The following is a 19,081-nucleotide window of genomic DNA, read 5'->3' as shown; positions in this document are numbered from 1 at the left end:
CATAAAAACCGAAAGCTGGAAAAAAGCTTTTTTGAGCAGACGGCACAAAAGGGGGGAAGAATACTGAGCATCCTGCCCAAAAAAATTAGCCGAGATTGGTTTTGTCGAAATGGGGAGGGCGGCCGGGATGTCTGTTTGCTCGGAAAGCGGAGCAAAGCAGGGCGAGAAAGCCGGCTTTTGACAGACGGGTCTCCGGCCGGCCCCGATGCAATAGGATCGGGAAAAAGAGAGGCGTTTATTCCGCCGAGACGGGGGGACAGCGGGGAAAAGGGGGTGTCTCTTCTTATATATAGCCGCCGCTGTCCGCCGGGATGCGGCTGGGCGCGGCCGGGGCAGCGGGGAAACTTGCGCCGGGCGGCGGTAGGTGATAAAATAAACTGATATTGATTTTCTGCATCCCGCCGGGTTTTCCGGCGGCCCGAATGGAAGTGGATGGCAACTTTGAGTATGAACCAGTGGATTTTACCCAACACCCCGGCGGAGAAATGGTCTGCCGTGGCGGCGCAGACGGGGCTCACCCCCCTGTGCTGCAAGGTGCTCTGCGCCCGGGGGATCGACACCCCCGAGAAGGTGGAGCACTACCAAAATGACCCCTGTGAGATCGAGGATCCCCTGCGCCTGGCCGACATGGAGCGGGGGGCGGCCCGGATCCGCCGTGCCGTCGAGGAGGGGGAGCGCATCTGTGTCTTTGGCGACTACGACGCCGACGGCATCACCTCCACCGTGCTTCTCTACTCCTACCTGGACATCTGCGGGGCGGATGTGCGCTGGTACATCCCCTCCCGGGAGTCCGACGGCTACGGCCTCAGCCTCTCGGCGGTGGAGGCGCTGCACCGCGACGGGGTGCAGCTCATCGTGACGGTGGACAACGGCATCGCCTGCTGCCGGGAGGCCGAGCGGGCCGCCGAGCTGGGGATGGATCTGGTCATCACCGACCACCACCAGCCCGGGGCCGAGCTGCCCCGGGCCTGCGCGGTCATCGACCCCTACCGCAGAGACTGCCCCAGCCAGTTCAAGTGCCTGGCGGGGGTGGGGGTGGCCTTCAAGTTGGTCTGCGCGCTGGAGGAGCAGGACCCCCGGGTGATGCTCGACGAGTTCGCGCCCCTGGTGGCCATCGGCACCGTGGCCGACGTGATGCCCCTGAAGGGGGAGAACCGCCTCTATGTAAAGGAGGGGTTGGCCGCCCTGCCCTACTACGACAACCCGGGGCTGGCCGCCCTCATCGCCCGCTGCACCAAGGGCGGGGAGATCACCGCCCAGACCCTGGCCTTTACGGTGGTGCCACGCATCAACGCCGCCGGGCGGATGGAGAGCGCCGAGAGCGCCGTCAAGCTGCTGACCTGCCTGGACGAGGGCGAGGCCGAGCGGTGGGTGGACGACCTCTGCGAGAAAAACGCCCAGCGCCAGCAGGTGGAGGGCGAGATCATCGAGGAGATCCGCCAGATGCAGTCCCAGCACCCCGAGTACTTTGGCCAGCGGGTCATCGTGCTGGCGGGGGAGGGCTGGCACAAGGGCATTGTGGGGATCGTCTCCTCCCGGGTGGTGGACCGCTTCGCCAAGCCCTGCATCCTCCTGGTCCCCGACGGGGAGGAGGCCAAGGGCTCGGGCCGCAGTTTCGGCGACTTCTCCCTCTACGAGGCGTTGGAGAGCTGCGCCGACTGCCTGAGCCGCTACGGCGGGCACAAGCTGGCCGCCGGCCTCTCCCTGCCGGTGGGGCGCATCGACGAGTTCCGGGAGCGGATCAACGACTACGCCCGCAAAACCCACCCCACCATGCCCCTGCCCGCCCTGCGCATCGACGCGGCGGCCGACTTCGGCGAGCTGACGCTGGAAAATGTGCTGGCGCTGGAGGAGCTGGGCCCCTACGGCCACGAAAACCCCAAGCCCAACTTCCTGCTGCAGGGGGTGCAGGTGGAGGGCGTCTACCCCATCTCCGACGACCGGCACGTCCGGCTCAAGCTGAAAAAGGGCGGGTCCACCCTCTTTGCCGTCTACTTCCGGGTCTCCTCGCAGGAGTTCAAGTACGCCCCGGGGGACCGGGTGGACGTGGTGGTCACTTTGGACCTGTACCAGTATTTGGGGGAGCAAAACATCTCCATTAAAGTCAAGGACATCCACCCGGCCGGGCTCTCCCCCGCCATCTACGACGAGATGGCCCTCTACCAGAAAATCGAGCTGGGCGAGCCGCTGGACGACGGGGAGTTCGCCCGGGCCATGCTCACCCGGGAGCAGGTGGCCCTGTGCTACAAGGCCGCCCTCTACTTCGGCCCCGCCGTCGGCGACTTCGTCCTCTTTTACAACAAGATGGCCGGCAAGCCCATCACCTACTGCCAGATGATGTTGGCCCTCAACGTCCTGGCGGAACTGGGCATCCTGACGGTCAAGCGGGAGAAGGGGAAGGTCTTGCTCCTGGTCAACAGGGGGCAGAAGGCCGACCTGAACGCCTCCCGCATCCTGCGAGAATTGACTGCGAAAAGGACTGCTGCACTATGTATTTAAGCTACGAACAGCTGCGCGAGAAGCTGGCCGCCGGCGACAAGTACGACCTGGCGGTCATCGACCGCGCCTATCAGTTGGCCTACGATGCCCACGGCGAGCAAAAGCGCCGCTCGGGCGAGCCCTATATCACCCACCCGGTACAGGTGGCCGCCCTCCTCTGGGAGCTGGGGATGGACACCGACTGCGTGGTGGCGGCGCTGCTACACGATGTGGTGGAGGACACCCCCACCTCCCTGGAGGAGGTCTCCAAGCAGTTTGGCCCCGACGTGGCGCTGCTGGTGGACGGGGTGACCAAGCTGGGCAAGATCCAGTTCACCACCAAGGAGGACGAGCAGGCCGAAAACATCCGCAAGATGCTTTTGGCCATGTCCAAGGACATCCGGGTCATCCTCATCAAGCTCTGCGACCGGCTGCACAACATGCGCACCCTGGAAGTGATGCCCGAGCAGCACCGCCGGGACAAGGCCCTGGAGGTGATGGAGGTCTACGCCCCCATCGCCCACCGGCTGGGCATCAGTTCGGTGAAGGAGGAGCTGGAGGACCTGGCCCTCAAGTACCTGGACCCCTTCGGCTACTACCAGATCCAGGAGTACCTCAACAGCCGCAAGGTGGACACCGAGGACTTTTTGGAGATCGTCACCGGCCGGATCCGGGAGCGGCTCAAGGACTACGAAGACGTCATCGAGATCTCTGGCCGGGTCAAGTCGATCTACGGCATCTACCGCAAGGTGTTCATGAGCGGGCGCAGCTTCGACGAGATCTACGACATCGTGGCGGTGCGGATCCTCTGCAACACCGTCAACGAGTGCTACAACATCCTGGGGCTGATGCACGACCTGTTCCGCCCCATCCCCAACCGGTTCAAAGACTACATCTCCACCCCCAAGCCCAACATGTACCAGTCGCTGCACACCACCGTCATCTCCAAGGAAAAGATGCCCTTTGAGATCCAGATCCGCACCTACGAGATGCACCACACCGCCGAGTACGGCATCGCCGCCCACTGGAAGTACAAGGCCGGGGTGCGGGGGAGCGACAAGCTCGACGAGAAGTTGGCCTGGGTGCGCCAGCTGCTGGAGGCCCAGAAGGACTCGGAGGACGCCCGGGACATCATCACCAACATCAAGAGCGATCTGACCTTTGAGGAGGTCTACGCCTTCACCCCCAAGGGGGATGTGAAGAGCCTGCCCAAGGGCTCGACGGTGATCGACTTCGCCTATGCCATCCACTCGGGGGTGGGCAACTCGATGGTGGGGGCCAAGGTGGACGGGCGGATCGTCTCGCTGGACTACCAGATCCAAAACGGCGAGATCATCGAGATCATCACCACCAAGTCGCCCAACCGCGGCCCCAGCCGCGACTGGCTGAAAATCGTCCACACCAGCGAGGCCCGCAACAAGATCCGCAACTGGTTCAAAAAGACCCAGCGGGAGGAGAACATCCTCGAGGGCAAGATCGAGGTGGACCGGGAGTTCAAGCGCAACCAGATCGCCGTCAACGACGAGCAGCTCGAACAACTGCTGATGGGGGTGGGGAAGAAGTACCAGGTGGGCAGCCTGGACGACTTCTACGCCGCCTTGGGCTATGGCGGCATCAACCTGACCCGGCTGATGCCCCGCATCAAAGAGGCCTACTCCAAGATGGTCAACCCCGCGCCCCCGCCGGCCCCCCTCACCAAGGAGGAGGTGCCCCTGACCAAGTCCAAACACACCTCCTCGGGCGGGGTGGAGGTCGAGGGGATCGACAACTGCCTGGTGAAGTTTGCCAAGTGCTGCAACCCCCTGCCGGGGGACAGCATCGTCGGCTTCATCACCCGCGGGTTCGGGGTCTCGGTCCACAAGGCCGACTGCCCCAATGTGCTGGCGGCCAAGAATTTGGAGGAGAACAGCGAGCGCTGGGTAAAGGTCAAGTGGAGCGCCTCTAGCCGGGACTCCTTCAAGTCCACCCTGCAGCTGGTGGGGCTGGACCGGCAGGGGCTGTTTGCCGACATCTCCATCGCCCTCTCGGCCATGCGGGTGCCCATCTTCGCCATCAACGCCCGCAGCCTGCAAAACGGCTTTGCCGACGTGATGATCACCATCGGCATCTCCAATGTGGAACACCTGACGAGCATCATCGCCCGGCTGCAGAAGATCCAGGGCGTGGAGAGCGTGCAGAGAAGCAGCCAATAGATCCCCGGTGGACGATGGCCCGGCGGGGTGGTATACTTGTGAAAAATCGGCGGGCGGGCCATCCGCCGCCGGGAAGAAGAGAGAGGAGCGAGCGCGGTGAAAGCGGTATTGCAGCGGGTCACCTCGGCCGGGGTGGCCATCGACGGCGGGCCCCGGCAGGGCATCGGCCCCGGCCTGGTGATCCTGTTCGGGGTGGAGGAGGGCGACCGGGAAGAGTACGTGGACGCCTTTGTACAGAAGATCGTCCACCTGCGCATCTTCTCCGACGAGGCGGGGAAGCTCAACCTCTCCCTGCTGGACCAGGGGTATTCGGTGCTGGCGGTGCCCAACTTCACCCTCTGCGCCAACTGTAAAAAGGGGCGGCGCCCCTCCTTTGAGCGCTCGGCCCGCCCCGACTTCGCCTCCGCCTGCTTCGACGCGCTGGCGGCGGGTCTGCGGGCGGCCGGGGCGGCGGAGGTGGTCTGCGGCCAGTTCGGCGCCGACATGGCGGTGGATCTGGTCAACGACGGGCCGGTGACCCTGATTTTGGACTCGGCGGAGATCGTCAAACAGTGAGAGGGCGGGGCTGCCCCGCGAAAGGAAGGAACACATGGAAATTGGGATGATGACCCTGGGTGCCCTGGGCACCAACTGCTACCTGGTGTACGGCGAGAAGAAGACCGGCATCCTCATCGACCCGGCGGACAGCGGCGACACCATCATTCAGTGCATCAAAGCCGAGGGGGTGGACGTGAAGTACATCGTCCTCACCCACGGGCACTTCGACCACATTGGGGCCCTGCGGCAGGTGAAGGAGTTCACCGGCGCGCAGATCGCCATCCACGAGAAGGACGCCTACCGCCTGCCCCGGGCCGACCGGGAGGCCGCCCTCTTCGGCATGCCCTGCGAGGCACAGCCCCGGGCCGACGTGCTGCTGCACGACGGGGACGGGCTCAAGGTGGACGACCTGCTCTTCCGGGTGCTCTTCACCCCGGGCCACACCGAGGGGAGCATCTGCCTGCTGGGGGGGAAGGCCCTCTTCACCGGGGACACCCTCTTCTGCGGCAACGTGGGGCGGACCGACCTGCCCGGCGGCAGCCTGCCCTGGCTGGAGACCTCCCTGGCCCGGCTGGCCGCGCTGGAGGGCAACTACGCCGTCTACCCCGGCCACGGGGACGTGACCAACCTGGACGCAGAGCGGCGGCACAACCCCGCCTTTATGGCGTAGGGGCGGAGCGATGAAGGTATTGGTATTGGGCCACCGCCTGCAGTACGAGGTGCAGAACCTGGTGGGTCTGTTCTTCCCCGGCGAGCGGGTGGAGACGGCCTTTGAAAAACAGCCCGACTGGCAGGTGCTGACCTACCTGCGGGAGGGGAGGGGCGCCACCCGGCTGCTGGCCCTCTGCCGGCTGGGGGATGGCGGCGAGACCCTGCGGGCCCACTGTGCGGTGGCGCCGGGGGAGCCGGGCCACAAACAGCGCTGTGAGATGGCCTTTGGCGAGCTGCTCTACCGCCTCTTCTCCCAGGTGACCGGCTACCGCCCCAAGTGGGGGGTGCTCACCGGGGTGCGGCCGGTGAAGAACATCCGCCGCCGGCTGGACGGGGGGATGGGCGAGGCGGATCTGCGCCGCCTCTTCTGCGGGGAGTACCGGGTCAGCGAGCAGAAGTTTGACCTGGCCCTGCAGACCGCCCGGGTGCAGGAGCGGGCCCTGGCCCCCCTCCCCCCGGCGGGGCCGCGGGATGTGAGCCTCTACATCTCCATCCCCTTCTGCCCCAGCCGCTGCCTCTACTGCTCCTTTGTCTCCCACTCGGTGGAGAAGACGCATAAACTGGTGGAGCCCTATCTGGAGCTGCTGCTGCAGGAGATCAGCGCCACCTTCGCCCTGGTGGAACGGCTGGGGCTGCGGCTGCGCACCGCCTACATCGGCGGGGGGACCCCCACCATCCTCACCGCCGGGCAGATGGACCGGCTGCTGGGGCACCTCTTCTCCCTGGTGAAAACCCCGCTGGAGGAGTTCACCGTCGAGGCCGGGCGGCCGGACACCATCGACCGGGAGAAGCTGCGGGCGATGCGGCAGTACCCGGTGAGCCGGATCAACATCAACCCCCAGACCCTGAACGACGCGGTGCTGGAGAGGATCGGCCGCCGCCACACCGCCGCCCAGACGGTGGAGAGCTTCTGCCAGGCCCGGGAGGCGGGCTTTGCAAACATCAACATGGATTTGATTGCCGGGCTCCCAGGGGACAGTTACGAGGGCTTTGTCTCCACCCTGGACCGGGTGGTGGCGCTGGACCCCGAAAATGTGACGGTGCACACCCTCTCGGTCAAGCGGGCGGCCGATTTGAAGAGCACCGCAATGGTCCGCTACGCGGCGGCCGACGCCCCGGTGGAGCGGATGGTGGACTACGCCGCCGCCACCCTGGGGGCGGCCGGGTACGACCCCTACTACCTCTACCGGCAGAAAAACACCCTCGCCAACCTGGAAAATGTGGGCTATGCCAAGCCGGGGTCCGAGGGGCTATACAACATCTACATGATGGAGGAGCTGCACACCATCCTCGGCTGCGGCGCCGGTTCGGTGACCAAGCTGGTGGGCCGGGGCACCCGCCCCATCGAGCGCAGTTTCAACTACAAGTACCCGCAGGAGTACATCCGCCAGTTTGCAACTGTGTTGGAGCGCAAGGGGAGTTTGGAGGAATTTTATGGCTGTCTTTCAGAAGCGGAACATCCCGCTGTATGAGATAAACTTCCGGGCCAAGGAGCCAAAGGCGTTTATTGCCGCCTGCGACCACCGCTACGAGAGTGCCCTGGCCGCCATCGTGGGCGACGCGCTGGAGACCCTGGGGCAGAAAAACGTCTTTATGCTGGCGGGGCCCTCGGCCTCGGGCAAGACCACCACCGCCCACAAGCTGGCCGCCGCCTTTGGCCGGCGCTCGGTGGAGGCGCGGGTCATCTCCCTGGACGACTTCTACCGGGGGCGGGGCTTCTGCCCCAAGCGGGAGGACGGCACCGAGGACTACGAGACGGTCCACTCCCTGGACCTGGACTGCTTTACCGCCTGCATGGAGAAGCTGCTGGCCGAGGGGGAGGCGGAGTTCCCCATCTTTGACTTTCAGGTCAAGCAGCGCGCCGAGGAGACCCGGCACATCTCCCTGGGGAGGGACCAGGCCCTGATCATCGAGGGGATCCACGGGCTCAACCCCCTGCTGACCCGGGGGATCGAGGGGCGGGTGAAGCGGGTCTACGCCACCGCCATGGACCGGTTCGTGGGGGACGATGTGGTGCTCAAGACCAACGACCTGCGCTTTTGCCGCCGCATCGTCCGCGACTGCCGGCACCGCAACGTCTCCGGCGCCGAGACGGTGGACATCTGGCCCTACGTCTGCGACGGGGAGTTCATCTACATCAAGCCCTACCGGTCCGAGTGCGACTACTACGTCAACACCGCCTTCGGCTACGAGCCGGGCATCTACGCCGGCTACCTGCGGGCGATTTTGGAGGGGATGGGGGACATCCCCCAGACCGGCAAGGTGGGGCACATCCTGCGCAAGTTGCAGCGGTTTGTCCCCATTGAGCCGGCGCTGGTGTCCAAGGACGCCATGGTGCAGGAGTTTATCGGGTAGTACCCAAGCGTGAGAGGGGCTACCGCCCCCCTCATGGCCCCCCCCTTGCACGGGCTCCGCTCCGCCGCGGAACCCGCGAGAGGTGTCCCTCCGTCGGCACATGTCCGCCTGCGGGACGGATGGGAGGGGACTGCGCCCCCTCCCGCCACCCCCCTGGCCCCCCTCTGTCTCCCCCCGCGGGGGAGAACGGGGACGAGAGATGGAGAAAAAATAGAGTGTTTGAAACCAGGTTGACTGGTTTAAACTGATACGCCTGCACATTTTGAAAGACGCGACAGGAGGTTTGCGACCATGGGATTTTGGGACGATTTTGCCGACACCACCAAACAGGTATTTGACTACACCGGCAACAAGGCAGACGAGTTGGTGCAAAAGGGAAAGCTCAAGTACCGCATCGAGAAGCTCAGCTACCAGCTGCGCCAGCAGCAGCGGAAGCTGGGGGCCCTGGTCTACGGGCTGAAGAAGGCCGGCAAGGAGAACGCCCCCCTGCTGGACGAGTGCATGGGGCAGATCGACGCCCTGGTGGACCAGCTGCGGGAGGCCCGCAGCCAGTACGACAGCGTGGGCGGCAGCAAGAAGATCTACTGCCCCCGCTGCGGCTTTGAAAACGCCGACTACGCCCTCTACTGCATCTCCTGCGGGCAGAAACTGCAGGAGGATGAGGGCGAGAAGGAACCCCAGCCCCCCGTGGAGTAAAGGGGCAGGCAGAAGAGAGAAGAAGAGAGAAGACAGGGAGAGAGGTACTTTTATGAGCATGGAACGGGCAAAAAACTACCCCATCGACTTTTTCGGCGAGAACGTCTTTGACGACGAAGTGATGCAGCGCTACATCCCCCACAAGACCTATCTGGAGCTCAAGAGCGTCATTGAAAAGGGCCAGACACTGAATTCCCAGCTGGCCGACGTGGTGGCCAACGCCATGAAGGAGTGGGCCATCTCTCGGGGGGCCACCCACTACACCCACTGGTTCCAGCCCCTCAACGGCTTTACCGCCGAAAAGCACGAGTCCTTTATCTCCCCCACCGGGGACGGCGGGGTGATCACCGCCTTTTCGGGGAAGATGCTCATCAAGGGCGAGTCCGACGCCTCCAGCTTCCCCTCCGGCGGGCTGCGGGCCACCTTTGAGGCCCGGGGCTACACCATGTGGGACTGCACCTCCCCGGTCTTTTTGAAGGAGGACAAGTCGGGGGTGACCCTCTGCATCCCCACCGCCTTCTGCGCCTACACCGGCGAGGCGCTGGACGAAAAGACCCCCCTGCTGCGCTCCCTGAAGGCGGTGGAGGAGGAGGCGCTGAAGATTTTGAACCTCTTCGGCTTCTACGACGTGAAAAAGGTCACCCCCTCGGTGGGGGCCGAGCAGGAGTACTTCCTCATCGACCGCAAGTACCTGAACTCCCGGCTGGACGTCAAGTTCGCCGGGCGGACCCTCTTCGGCGCCCGACCCCCCAAGTGCCAGGAGCTGGAGGACCACTACTACGGCAACCTCAACGAGAAGATCTCCTACTTCATGAAGGAGCTGGACAACGAGCTGTGGAAGGTGGGGGTTACCGCCAAGACCAAGCACAACGAGGCCGCCCCCTCCCAGCACGAGCTGGCGCCGGTCTACTCCTCGGTGAACATCGCCGCCGACCAGAACCAGATCATCATGGAGACGCTGCACAAGGTGGCCGCCCGCCACGGGCTCTGCTGCCTGCTACACGAAAAGCCCTTTGAGTACATCAACGGCTCGGGCAAGCACAACAACTGGTCCCTGACCACCGACACCGGGCTCAACCTCTTCGAGCCGGGGAAGACCCCCTACGACAACATGATGTTCCTCCTCTTCGTCTCGGCCATGATCAAGGCGGTGGACAAATACAGCGGGCTGCTGCGCCTCTCCACCGCCAGCTACACCAACGACTGCCGGTTGGGCGGGTACGAGGCGCCGCCGGCCATCCTCTCCATGTACCTGGGCAGCGACATCCACGAGATCTTGCAGAAGATCGCCGACGGCAACCGGGACAGGGAGGGCTGCCCCCGCAAGATCATGGACATGGGGGTAGCGACCCTGCCCCGGGTGCACGCCGATTCCAGCGACCGCAACCGCACCTCGCCCTTTGCCTTTACCGGCAACAAGTTCGAGTTTCGGATGCTGGGGGCGTCCATGTCCATCTCCTGGGTGAACACGGTGCTCAACACCATCTGCGCCGACGTCCTCTCGGAGATCGGCGAGCGGCTGCAGGGCTGCCAGGACTTTGACGCCGAGGTGCAGCAGATCATCAGCGAAATCTACCGGGAGCACGGGCGGATCCTCTTCAACGGCAACGGCTACGGGGAGGACTGGGAGAAAGAGGCCCGGGCCCGGGGCCTGCGGTGTGTGCGGGACACGGTGGAGGCCGCCGAGGTCCTCAAGGAGCCGGAGGTGCGGCGGGTCTTTGAGAAGTTCTCGGTCCACAGCGGGGTGGAGTTGGACGCCCGCTACGAGATCGTCCTGGAGACTTACAGCAAGAAGTGCGCCATCGAGGCGAAGACCATGCTCTCGATGTGCAATCGCCAGCTGCTGCCCGCCGTGCGGGCCTACCTGGCCCAGCAGGCCAACGAGTTTGTCGCCCTGGGGAAGGCCGAGCTGGAGAGCGGGTTCCTGCGCGAGCACATCTACGACCTGGACGAAAACTGCCGCCAGCTCAACGACCAGACAGCGGTGCTGCGCAACGCCGTGGCCCAGCTGGGGGCCTATGAGGACCCCGCCACCGCTGCCTACTGCCGGGACGTGCTGATCCCCGCCATGCGGGCGGTGCGGGAGACCGCCGACTACCTGGAGACGGTGGTCGACAAGCGGTTCTGGCCCCTGCCCACCTACGACGAGATCCTCTTTGACGAGCAGGCCTGACAGACGCGCTCTGCGCGGCTGTCTGACATCCAACTTGCCAGGGCATTGCCCTGGCATTTTGCTGCGCAAAACCGTCGTCTGTCCGGCCTGGGGGCGACAGGCGCGCCTTGCGCGGCTGTTTGACAGTCGATTTGCCGCAGAGCGCCGCCCTGGCATTTTGCTGTGCAAAACCGCTGTCTATCCTGCTAGAGGAAGGGGGAAGTGAAACAGACGCGCTTCGCACAGCCGGCCGATAGCCGACTTGGGAAAGAGAACGGATAGATTGTGCAAAGTTGTCGTCTGTCCGGTGCGGGGTGAAGGGGAACAAAAGCCGCGCAGCATTGTGGGTCCGCCCGGCGGAAAAAAGGAAAGGAGGGCGCTACTTGGCCGGAGGTGGAGCGGCAGATGGAGGTGCTGTGCGAGATGGCTGCCTACCTGGGAAAACGGAGGGCAAAGGGGGAAAGCTGTCTTCCCCCCTGCCTCACAGCAGACAAAACGCCTCACCGAAGACGGTTTCCGCCCGTCGGACAGAGGGGGACACATCTTTCCCTTTTAGCGCCGGCGGCGGGCAACAACATGGCAAAATAGGGGAGAGGGCCGGAGGGATCGCGGCCCTCTTTTCGTTTGCCCCTTTCCCGGCGGCGAAAAAAGGGGTAAAATGGGGGAAAAAGACGAGAGAAGGGGCTTTATGTATATCGCCGACCTGCACATCCACTCCAAGTACTCCCGCGCCACCAGCGCCGACTGTGACGCCTCCCACCTGGACCTCTGGGCCCGGCGCAAGGGGATCGGCCTGGTGGGGACTGGGGACTTTACCCACCCAGTCTGGCGGGCGTCCTTAAAGGAGTGCCTGGAGCCGGCCGAGGAGGGGCTTTACACCCTCAAGGCGGAATACCGCCTGCCCGACGACACTGCCGGGGTGCGGGAGCCGCCGCGGTTTGTGCTGTCGGGGGAGATCAGCTCCATCTACAAGCAGGGGGGCAAGACCCGCAAGGTGCACAACTGCATCCTGCTGCCCAGCCTGGAGGCGGCCGAAGAGCTGGCCCAGAGACTGGAGGCCATCGGCAACGTCCACTCCGATGGGCGGCCGATTTTGGGCCTCTCCAGCCACGACCTGCTGGAGATCACCCTTGCGGTCTGCCCGGAGGCGGTCTTTGTCCCCGCCCACATCTGGACACCCCACTTCTCCCTCTTTGGGGCCTTTTCGGGCTTTGACACCCTGGAGGAGTGCTTTGGCGAGCTCACCCCCCACATCCGCGCGGTGGAGACGGGCCTCTCCTCCGACCCGCCCATGAACTGGCGGGTCTCGGCCCTGGACGGGCTGCAGCTGATTTCCAATTCCGACGCCCACTCCCCCCAGAAGCTGGGGCGGGAGGGCACCCTGATCGACGGCCCTCTCTCCTTTGCGGGGATGGCCCGCGCCGTCCAGACCGGCGAGGGGCTGGCGGGAACGCTGGAATTTTTTCCGGAGGAGGGGAAGTACCACCTGGACGGGCACCGAAACTGCGGCCTCTGCCTCTCGCCGGAGGAGACCATCGCCCTGGGCGGGGTCTGCCCGGTCTGCGGCAAGAAGATCACCATCGGGGTGGAGCACCGGGTGGAGGAGCTGGCCGACCGGCCTCGGGGCGCGGCCCGGCAAGGGGCCAAGCCCTTCGAGAGCATCTGCCCCCTGCCCGAGGTGATTGCCGCCAGCGTCGGCGCGTCGGCGGCGGGGAAGCGGGTGCAGGCCCAGTACATGGAGATGTTGGCGGAGCTGGGCCCCGAGTTCGCCATCCTGCGGGAGGTGCCCCTCTCGCAGATCGGGCTGGCCGCCGGCCCCTGTGTGGAGGAGGGGATCCGCCGCCTGCGGGCGGGGGAGGTGGAGCGCATCCCCGGCTTTGACGGCCAGTTCGGAACGATCACCCTCCTCTCCCCCTCGGAGATCGAGGTGCTCAGCGGCCAGGTCTCCCTCTTTGGCGCGTCCCGGCCGGGGAGCCGCAAGAGGGCAGCGACCGGGGGGGCAAAGCGGCCTTCCAGATCCCAGAAGGGGGAAGGGACAGCCGCCGTACCGCTGGTGCAGGGGGGCCCAGTCCTCAACGAACAGCAGCGCCAGGCGGTGGAGGCGGGGGAGAAAACGGTGGCGGTGGTTGCCGGGCCGGGAACCGGCAAGACCGGCACCCTGGTGGCCCGCATCGCCCACCTGATCGAAAAGAAGGGGGTGCGCCCCACCGAGATCACCGCCGTCACCTTTACCAATCAGGCGGCGGCCGAACTGCGGGCCCGGTTGGAGGGGCGTCTGGGGGGCAAACGGGCCCTGCGGGGGCTGACGGTGGGGACCTTCCACGCCATCTGCCGGGAGCTGTTGGGGGGCGCCGCCCTCATCGGCGAGGGGGAGGCGCTGGCCCTGTGCGCCCAAATCGTTGGGGGGATGGGGCTGAAAATCGCCCCCCGCAAGGTGTTGGAGGGGATCTCCCGCATCAAGGGGGGAAGCGACCCTGCCAGCGCGGGGGTGCCCCTCTCCCTCTTCGAGGAGTACGGCCGCCGGCTGCAATCCGCCGGTCTGCGGGACTTTGACGACCTGCTGCTGGACGCCCTGGCGCTGGACACCGCCGGCAAGCGGTGCTTTCACCACCTGCTGGTGGACGAGTTCCAGGACGTGAGCGATTTGGAGTACCGGCTGGTGGCCAAGTGGAGCCGGGGGGGTCAGCTCTTTGTCATCGGCGACCCGGACCAGTCGATCTACGGCTTTCGGGGGGCCGAGGGGCGCTGCTTTGAGCGGCTGCGGGCGGAGCGTCCGGCCCTGCGGGAGATCGCCCTGGTGAAAAACTACCGCTCCACCCCCCAGGTGCTGGGCTGCGCCCTTCCCCTGATCGCCCACAACCCGGGCGGCCCGCGGCGGCTGGAGGCCACCCGCCCCGACGGCCCGGCGGTGCGGCTGCTGCGGGCGGGGAGCGAGTTTTCCCAGGGGATCGCCCTGGCCAAAGAGATTGGGCGGATGACCGGGGGGATGGACATGCTCGCCGCCGGGAACCGGGGAAGGGAGCCGGAACGGCTGCGCGCCTTTTCGGAGATGGCGGTCCTCTGCCGCACCCACCGCCAGCTGGAGACGGTGGAGGAGTGCCTCCGCCACGACGGCATCCCCTGCGTGATTGCGGGGCGGGAGGACTTTTTGCAGGACGAGCGGGTGCGGGGGGCGCTGGGCTTCTTTCGCTCCCTGCTGGAACCGGGGGACGCCCTCTCGGCCGAGACAGGGCTGCAGTTGGGCTTTGGCTGCCCGGCCGACCTGGCGGCGGCCGTCGCCGCCCAGCTGGGGGAGGCGGGGGCCTGGGACCTGCCCGCTTTGAGGGACGCCTTTGGCGGGCAGAGTTGGGTCAACTGCTGGCTGGCGGCCGCCGAGGAGCTGCTGCCCCGGGCGGCCAAGGAGAAGCCCCGCAAGCTGCTGGAGCGGTGGGTCGCCCTCTGCCCGGGCGGAGGGGAGAAGGCGGTGGAGCGGCTGTTGGCCATGGCCGTCTTTTCCCCCACCATGCCCGCCTTTTTGGAGACCCTCCTCCTGGGCAGGGAGGGGGACTTGAGGCGGGCCTCGGGGAGAGAATACGCCTCGGGCGCGGTCTCTCTGATGACCCTGCACGGGGCCAAGGGACTGGAGTTCCCGGTGGTCTTTCTGGCCGGGTTCAAAGACCGCTCCATCCCCCTGGAATCGGGCCGGGGCCCGGTGGATAGGGAGGAGGAGCGGCGGCTGTGCTATGTGGGGATGACCCGCGCAAAGGAGGAGCTGATCCTCGCCGGCTGGGGCGACCCCTCCCCCTTTGAAAAGGAGCTGCCCGCCGGGGCCTGCCAAATCGAGGCGGTGGGGGAGGCCCCCGCCGCCAAGCAGATGACCCTGTTTTGAGGCGCGACGGCGGCAATGGGCTGCTGTGTGAAAAATTCAGGTGTTGCCGCAGCGGACGAGATGCCGTGTGGCGGCCCCGTGGCAAGCTGCCGGTGGCAGGGCGAACGCGCCGTGCCGAAGGGAGAAGCCCACAGATTTCCAAATCGCAGTCAGATCCTTTCTCGACGGGGAGGACCAGTCGATTGCCCTGCCTGTCAAGAGGAGAAAAAGTGCTGCACCCTCTGCTGTCTGTCGGGCAAATTCGAGGGGGAGGTGGTACACTGAAGGAGGTCAACGCCCTGGTGGAGAGGTATTCCACCTTTTGCGACCCGCCACCTTCCGCCGAGAACGGTATGATAGCCAGTTTTTCGACCGGGTGAGCGGCGGGAGCGCCTATTGGGGAAAAGAGGTGTCACCCGACCTCGACCGGTCGGTGCGGGAGCCGAGTTGAGGCCGCGTCTGCCAAAGTGGTAGGCCGTCTCAACTGCCGGGGGGAGAAGGTGCCGTTTGGGGCGGCCAACTGCTTCTCTCCGCGGCGTTGGCAAAGGCCCTGTGCCGCCTGAAAAGGGGAGGCCCTGCGGGGCGGTGCCAGCTTGGTTTGGGAGACGGCGTCCCTGCAGAACAAAAGAGCGAACGCCTTTGGGCGCTCGCTCTTTTTGCGCCTTTGGGCGGGGGAGAGCCGCCGCATATCCCTTTCCCCCAGGGCATATAAAAAGGGGAGAAGGCAGTGCGAAGAGGACGGGGGGAAAAGGCGGATGGGCAGCAAAAGCAAGCGGCAGTCGTTTTTGGAGGGGGCGGTCATCCTGGCCGTCAGCACCATTGTGGTCAAGGCGCTTGGCGCCCTCTTCAAGGTGCCGCTGATGAACCTCTTGGGCGGGACGGGAATGGCCTATTTCATGACCGCCTACGAGATTTTCAACCCCATCTACGCCCTCTCCATCGCCGGGTTCCCGGCGGCGGTCTCCCGCCTGGTGAGCGAGAGCGTGGCCCAGCGCCGCTACCGGGATGCCCGCAAGATCGTCCGGCTGTCGGTCTGGCTCTTTTTGGCGGTGGGGGGCGTGGGGTTTTGCCTCCTCTTCTTCGGCAGCGGGCTGCTGTGCCGGCTGGTGGGCAACCCCGACGCCAGGCTGGCGGTGGCCATGTTGGCCCCCAGCCTTCTCTTCGGCTGCGTCACCTCGGCGGTGCGGGGGTACTACCAGGGAATGCGCAACATGATCCCCACCGCCGTCTCCCAGGTGGTGGAGGCGGTGGCCAAACTGGTGCTGGGCATCGGCCTGTGCTACGGCACCTTTGTCTACGCCCTGCAGGGCTACGCCGACACCGGCGCGGTCTTCGGCCGCCCGGCCGCGGACCTGGCCGCCGCCAAGGAGCTGGCCATGCCCTATGCGGCGGCGGGGGCGATTTTGGGGGTGGCCCTCTCGACCCTGGCCTCGGCGGTCTACCTGGGGTGCAAGTACAAGTTCGGGCGGGAGACCATCTCCCCGGCGGCCATGCGGGCCGCCCCCCGCAGCGAGAGCGCCCGCTCCATCGCCCGCCGGCTGGCCAAGATCGCCCTGCCGGTCTGCCTGGGCACCTTTGCGGTGAGCCTGACCTCGGTCATCGACCTCTTCTCGGTGATGAACAGCCTGGAGGTGGCCGCTGCCTCGGGGGCCGACCTCATCAACCGGATGTACGGCCTTTCCCTCCCCGCCGGCCAGATACCGGCCTTTCTCTACGGGGCCTATTCGGGCATTGGGGTGACCCTCTACAACCTGATCCCGGCCCTGACGGCCACCTTTGCCACCAGCGCCCTGCCGGCGGTCACCGCCGCCTATGTCTCGGGCGGAGGGGAACCGCTGAAGAAGGGGGTGCGCTCGGTCTTTCGGATGACCTCGGTCCTCTGCATCCCCGCCGGGCTGGGGCTGGCGGCCCTCTCCCGCCCCATCTTGGAGCTGCTCTACGCCGGCCGGCCGCAGGAGATCGCGGCGGTGGCCCCCTCGCTGACCATGCTGGGGCTGGCGGGGGCCCTTCTGGGCTACACCGCCCCAGTCTACAGCATGCTGCAGGGGGTGGGCCGGGCCGAGGTGCCGGTCAAACTGATGGGGGTGGGGGCCCTCATCAAGCTGGGGTGCAACCTGACCCTCTGCCGGCTGCCCCAGTACAACCTGAAGGGGGCCGCCCTGGGCACCCTGTTGTGCTACCTCTTCATCGCCGCGGCGGCCCTGGTGATCCTCACCCGGCAGGTGGGCTTTTCCCTGGGCTGGGGCCGCTCCTTCTTCGGGCCGCTGCTGGGCGGGGCGCTCTGCGCGGTGGGGGCCCGGCTGAGCTGCCCCCTCTTCGCCCGCCTGGGGCTGGGGCGGATGGCCGCCCTCCCCGCCATCCTGCTGGGGGCGACCATCTACCTGGTGACCCTCCTCTGCACTGGCTCGCTGGAGGAGGGGGACCTGCTGTCCCTGCCCGGGGGGAAGAAGTTGGCCCCCCGGCTGGCCAGATGGGGGCTGCTCTAGGGCGGCCCGGCAAAGCGGTCCCCGCATCTGTGGGGGCCGCTTTTTGGCGCGGGCAATTGACGGGCCGGCCGCAGGGGGGTACAATGGCAAAAAGAGCGGCGAAAGGGAGTGCGGAAATGGAGTTTTCCACAAAAGAGCGGTACGGGGTGGAGGATCTGCGGGCGCTGGTGGCCTTTCTGCGGGCGCCGGGCGGCTGCTCCTGGGACGCGGCCCAGACCCACCAGTCCATCCGCCGCAACCTCATCGAAGAGACCTACGAGGTCTGCGACGCCATCGACCAGGAAGACGCCCCCCACCTGCAGGAGGAGCTGGGGGACCTGCTCTTGCAGGTGGTGATGCACGCGGCGATGGAGGAGGAGCGGGGCGGCTTCACCTTTGACGACGTGGCCGACGGCATCTGCAAAAAGTTGGTGGAGCGCCACCCCCACCTCTTCGGCGGGGAGAAAAAGGACTGGGAGGAGATCAAGAGGGAAAAGGGGGGCGTGACCTCGGCCGCCGCGCACGCCGCGGCGGTCCCCCGCTGCCTGCCGGCCCTGATGCGCGCAAAAAAGGTGCAAAAGCGTCTGGGGTTGGCAATGTTTTCCTCAAAGTCGCCTGAGAATGCGGTTTGCGCCCTAAAAAGTGCAGTGGAGCGGCTTGACAAAGGCGGGCAAAACTGTGATAATGTGAAAGAAGAATTGGGGGATGTGCTCTTTGCAGCCGTCGCGGTGGGCCGTCAGAGCGGCATTGACTGCGAAGAACTGTTGGCCGAGACCTGCGACCGGTACATCCAGGCCGATTCCGAGCGGGAAGCGGGCCAGTGAGCGTGTGAGCGTTCGAGAGGACCCCTTCTTTTTTGCCGGGCGACTTTCCGCCCTCCCAGCCGTCGGCTGGGAATTCTGTCAAAATAAATGACGAAATTATTGGAGGAACGCAACATGACTAAAACCGATCTGATTGCAAAAGTAGCGGAGCAGGCTGAGCTGTCCAAGAAAGACGCCGAGAAGGCTGTCACCGCCACCATCGAAGCCATCTCCGCCGCTTTGGTCGCCGGCGATAAAGTCCAGCTGGTTGGCTTTGGCACCTTTGAGGTGCGCGAGCGCGCCGAGAGAAAGGGCCGCAACCCCCGCACCAAAGAGGAGATTACCATCCCCGCTTCCAAACTGCCCGCTTTCAAAGCCGGCAAGGCCCTGAAAGACGCGGTGGCCAAGTAAGCTTCCGAGATCGGACTGTAAAGGAACTGGTGCGAACCAGTTCCTTTTTTTGCAGGCGGGCCGCGCGCCCGCCGACGGGCGAGAGGGGGTGTTTTTGTGCGGTTGGACAAGTATCTGAAGGTGGTGCGGCTGATCAAGCGGCGCACCGTGGCCAACGAGGCCTGCGACGCGGGCAAGGTGTCGGTCAACGGCAAGCCGGCCCGGGCCTCCTACGACGTCAAGCCCGGCGACGTCATCGAGATCGACCTGGGCCAAAACCCGCTGAAGGTGCGGGTTTTGGAGGTGGTGGAACACACCCTCAAGGACGACGCGAAAAACTACTACGAGATCCTCTAGTGGCCGCCCCCTTAAAGGGCAGGGCCGGGCGGGGGGGCTGCACCGGCGGTGCGGCCCCCCTTTTATCTGTGGGGAGGGATTGTCCGGTTCTTTTTAAA

General features: G+C 65.6%; 13 protein-coding genes. All 13 read left to right on the top strand.

The annotated features are described in order from the left end of the window. Nucleotides 1-432: 432 nt before the first annotated feature. The 13 genes from recJ (at nucleotide 433) to ACTNAU_RS07350 (ending at nucleotide 18,983) form a co-directional block, all read left to right on the top strand. Complete coding sequence (recJ, locus tag ACTNAU_RS07410; RefSeq protein ID WP_441098022.1) at nucleotides 433-2,499, top strand: single-stranded-DNA-specific exonuclease RecJ; 2,067 nt, start codon at nucleotides 433-435, stop codon at nucleotides 2,497-2,499. After that, nucleotides 2,490-4,670, top strand: a complete 2,181-nt coding sequence (locus ACTNAU_RS07405) for a RelA/SpoT family protein (protein ID WP_441098021.1) — start codon at nucleotides 2,490-2,492, stop codon at nucleotides 4,668-4,670. Before recJ ends, ACTNAU_RS07405 begins: the two co-directional genes overlap by 10 nt. Nucleotides 4,671-4,766: 96 nt before the next feature. After that, complete coding sequence (gene dtd / locus ACTNAU_RS07400; protein WP_441098020.1) at nucleotides 4,767-5,225, top strand: D-aminoacyl-tRNA deacylase; 459 nt, start codon at nucleotides 4,767-4,769, stop codon at nucleotides 5,223-5,225. A gap of 34 nt (nucleotides 5,226-5,259) precedes the next feature. Continuing rightward, nucleotides 5,260-5,877, top strand: coding sequence for an MBL fold metallo-hydrolase (locus ACTNAU_RS07395; RefSeq protein ID WP_441098019.1), 618 nt, complete (start codon nucleotides 5,260-5,262; stop codon nucleotides 5,875-5,877). 10 nt (nucleotides 5,878-5,887) lie between these two features. Then, a complete protein-coding gene (hemZ, locus tag ACTNAU_RS07390; protein WP_441098018.1) occupies nucleotides 5,888-7,390 on the top strand; it encodes a coproporphyrinogen dehydrogenase HemZ in 1,503 nt (500 codons plus the stop codon). Beyond that, nucleotides 7,353-8,273 (top strand): uridine kinase family protein, encoded by a 921-nt coding sequence (locus ACTNAU_RS07385; protein WP_441098017.1) that lies wholly within the window; start codon nucleotides 7,353-7,355, stop codon nucleotides 8,271-8,273. Before hemZ ends, ACTNAU_RS07385 begins: the two co-directional genes overlap by 38 nt. Before the next feature lie 291 nt (nucleotides 8,274-8,564). Further along, nucleotides 8,565-8,969 (top strand): zinc ribbon domain-containing protein, encoded by a 405-nt coding sequence (locus ACTNAU_RS07380; protein ID WP_185914834.1) that lies wholly within the window; start codon nucleotides 8,565-8,567, stop codon nucleotides 8,967-8,969. Nucleotides 8,970-9,021: 52 nt separating this feature from the next. Continuing rightward, nucleotides 9,022-11,142 carry a glutamine synthetase III family protein gene (locus tag ACTNAU_RS07375; protein WP_256136508.1) on the top strand — a complete coding sequence of 707 codons (2,121 nt, stop codon included), beginning with the start codon at nucleotides 9,022-9,024 and terminating at the stop codon, nucleotides 11,140-11,142. Nucleotides 11,143-11,809: 667 nt separating this feature from the next. Further along, nucleotides 11,810-14,989 carry a UvrD-helicase domain-containing protein gene (locus ACTNAU_RS07370; RefSeq protein WP_441098016.1) on the top strand — a complete coding sequence of 1,060 codons (3,180 nt, stop codon included), beginning with the start codon at nucleotides 11,810-11,812 and terminating at the stop codon, nucleotides 14,987-14,989. 734 nt (nucleotides 14,990-15,723) lie between these two features. Continuing rightward, nucleotides 15,724-17,454: a putative polysaccharide biosynthesis protein gene (locus ACTNAU_RS07365; RefSeq protein WP_441098015.1), complete on the top strand. Its 1,731-nt coding sequence runs from the start codon at nucleotides 15,724-15,726 to the stop codon at nucleotides 17,452-17,454. Nucleotides 17,455-17,570: 116 nt separating this feature from the next. Then, a complete protein-coding gene (locus ACTNAU_RS07360) occupies nucleotides 17,571-18,257 on the top strand; it encodes a MazG family protein (RefSeq protein ID WP_052537626.1) in 687 nt (228 codons plus the stop codon). Between the two features lie 87 nt (nucleotides 18,258-18,344). Beyond that, nucleotides 18,345-18,647, top strand: a complete 303-nt coding sequence (locus ACTNAU_RS07355) for an HU family DNA-binding protein (protein WP_021659072.1) — start codon at nucleotides 18,345-18,347, stop codon at nucleotides 18,645-18,647. A gap of 96 nt (nucleotides 18,648-18,743) precedes the next feature. Then, nucleotides 18,744-18,983, top strand: a complete 240-nt coding sequence (locus tag ACTNAU_RS07350; RefSeq protein WP_185914837.1) for an RNA-binding S4 domain-containing protein — start codon at nucleotides 18,744-18,746, stop codon at nucleotides 18,981-18,983. Nucleotides 18,984-19,081: the final 98 nt, after the last annotated feature.

The sequence above is a fragment of the Bittarella sp. HCP28S3_D9 genome, assembly GCF_052065655.1.
GTDB lineage: Bacteria > Bacillota > Clostridia > Oscillospirales > Ruminococcaceae > Bittarella > Bittarella massiliensis.
Note: the sequence above shows the minus strand (reverse complement) of the source record. Positions and strands in the feature narration are given on the sequence as shown.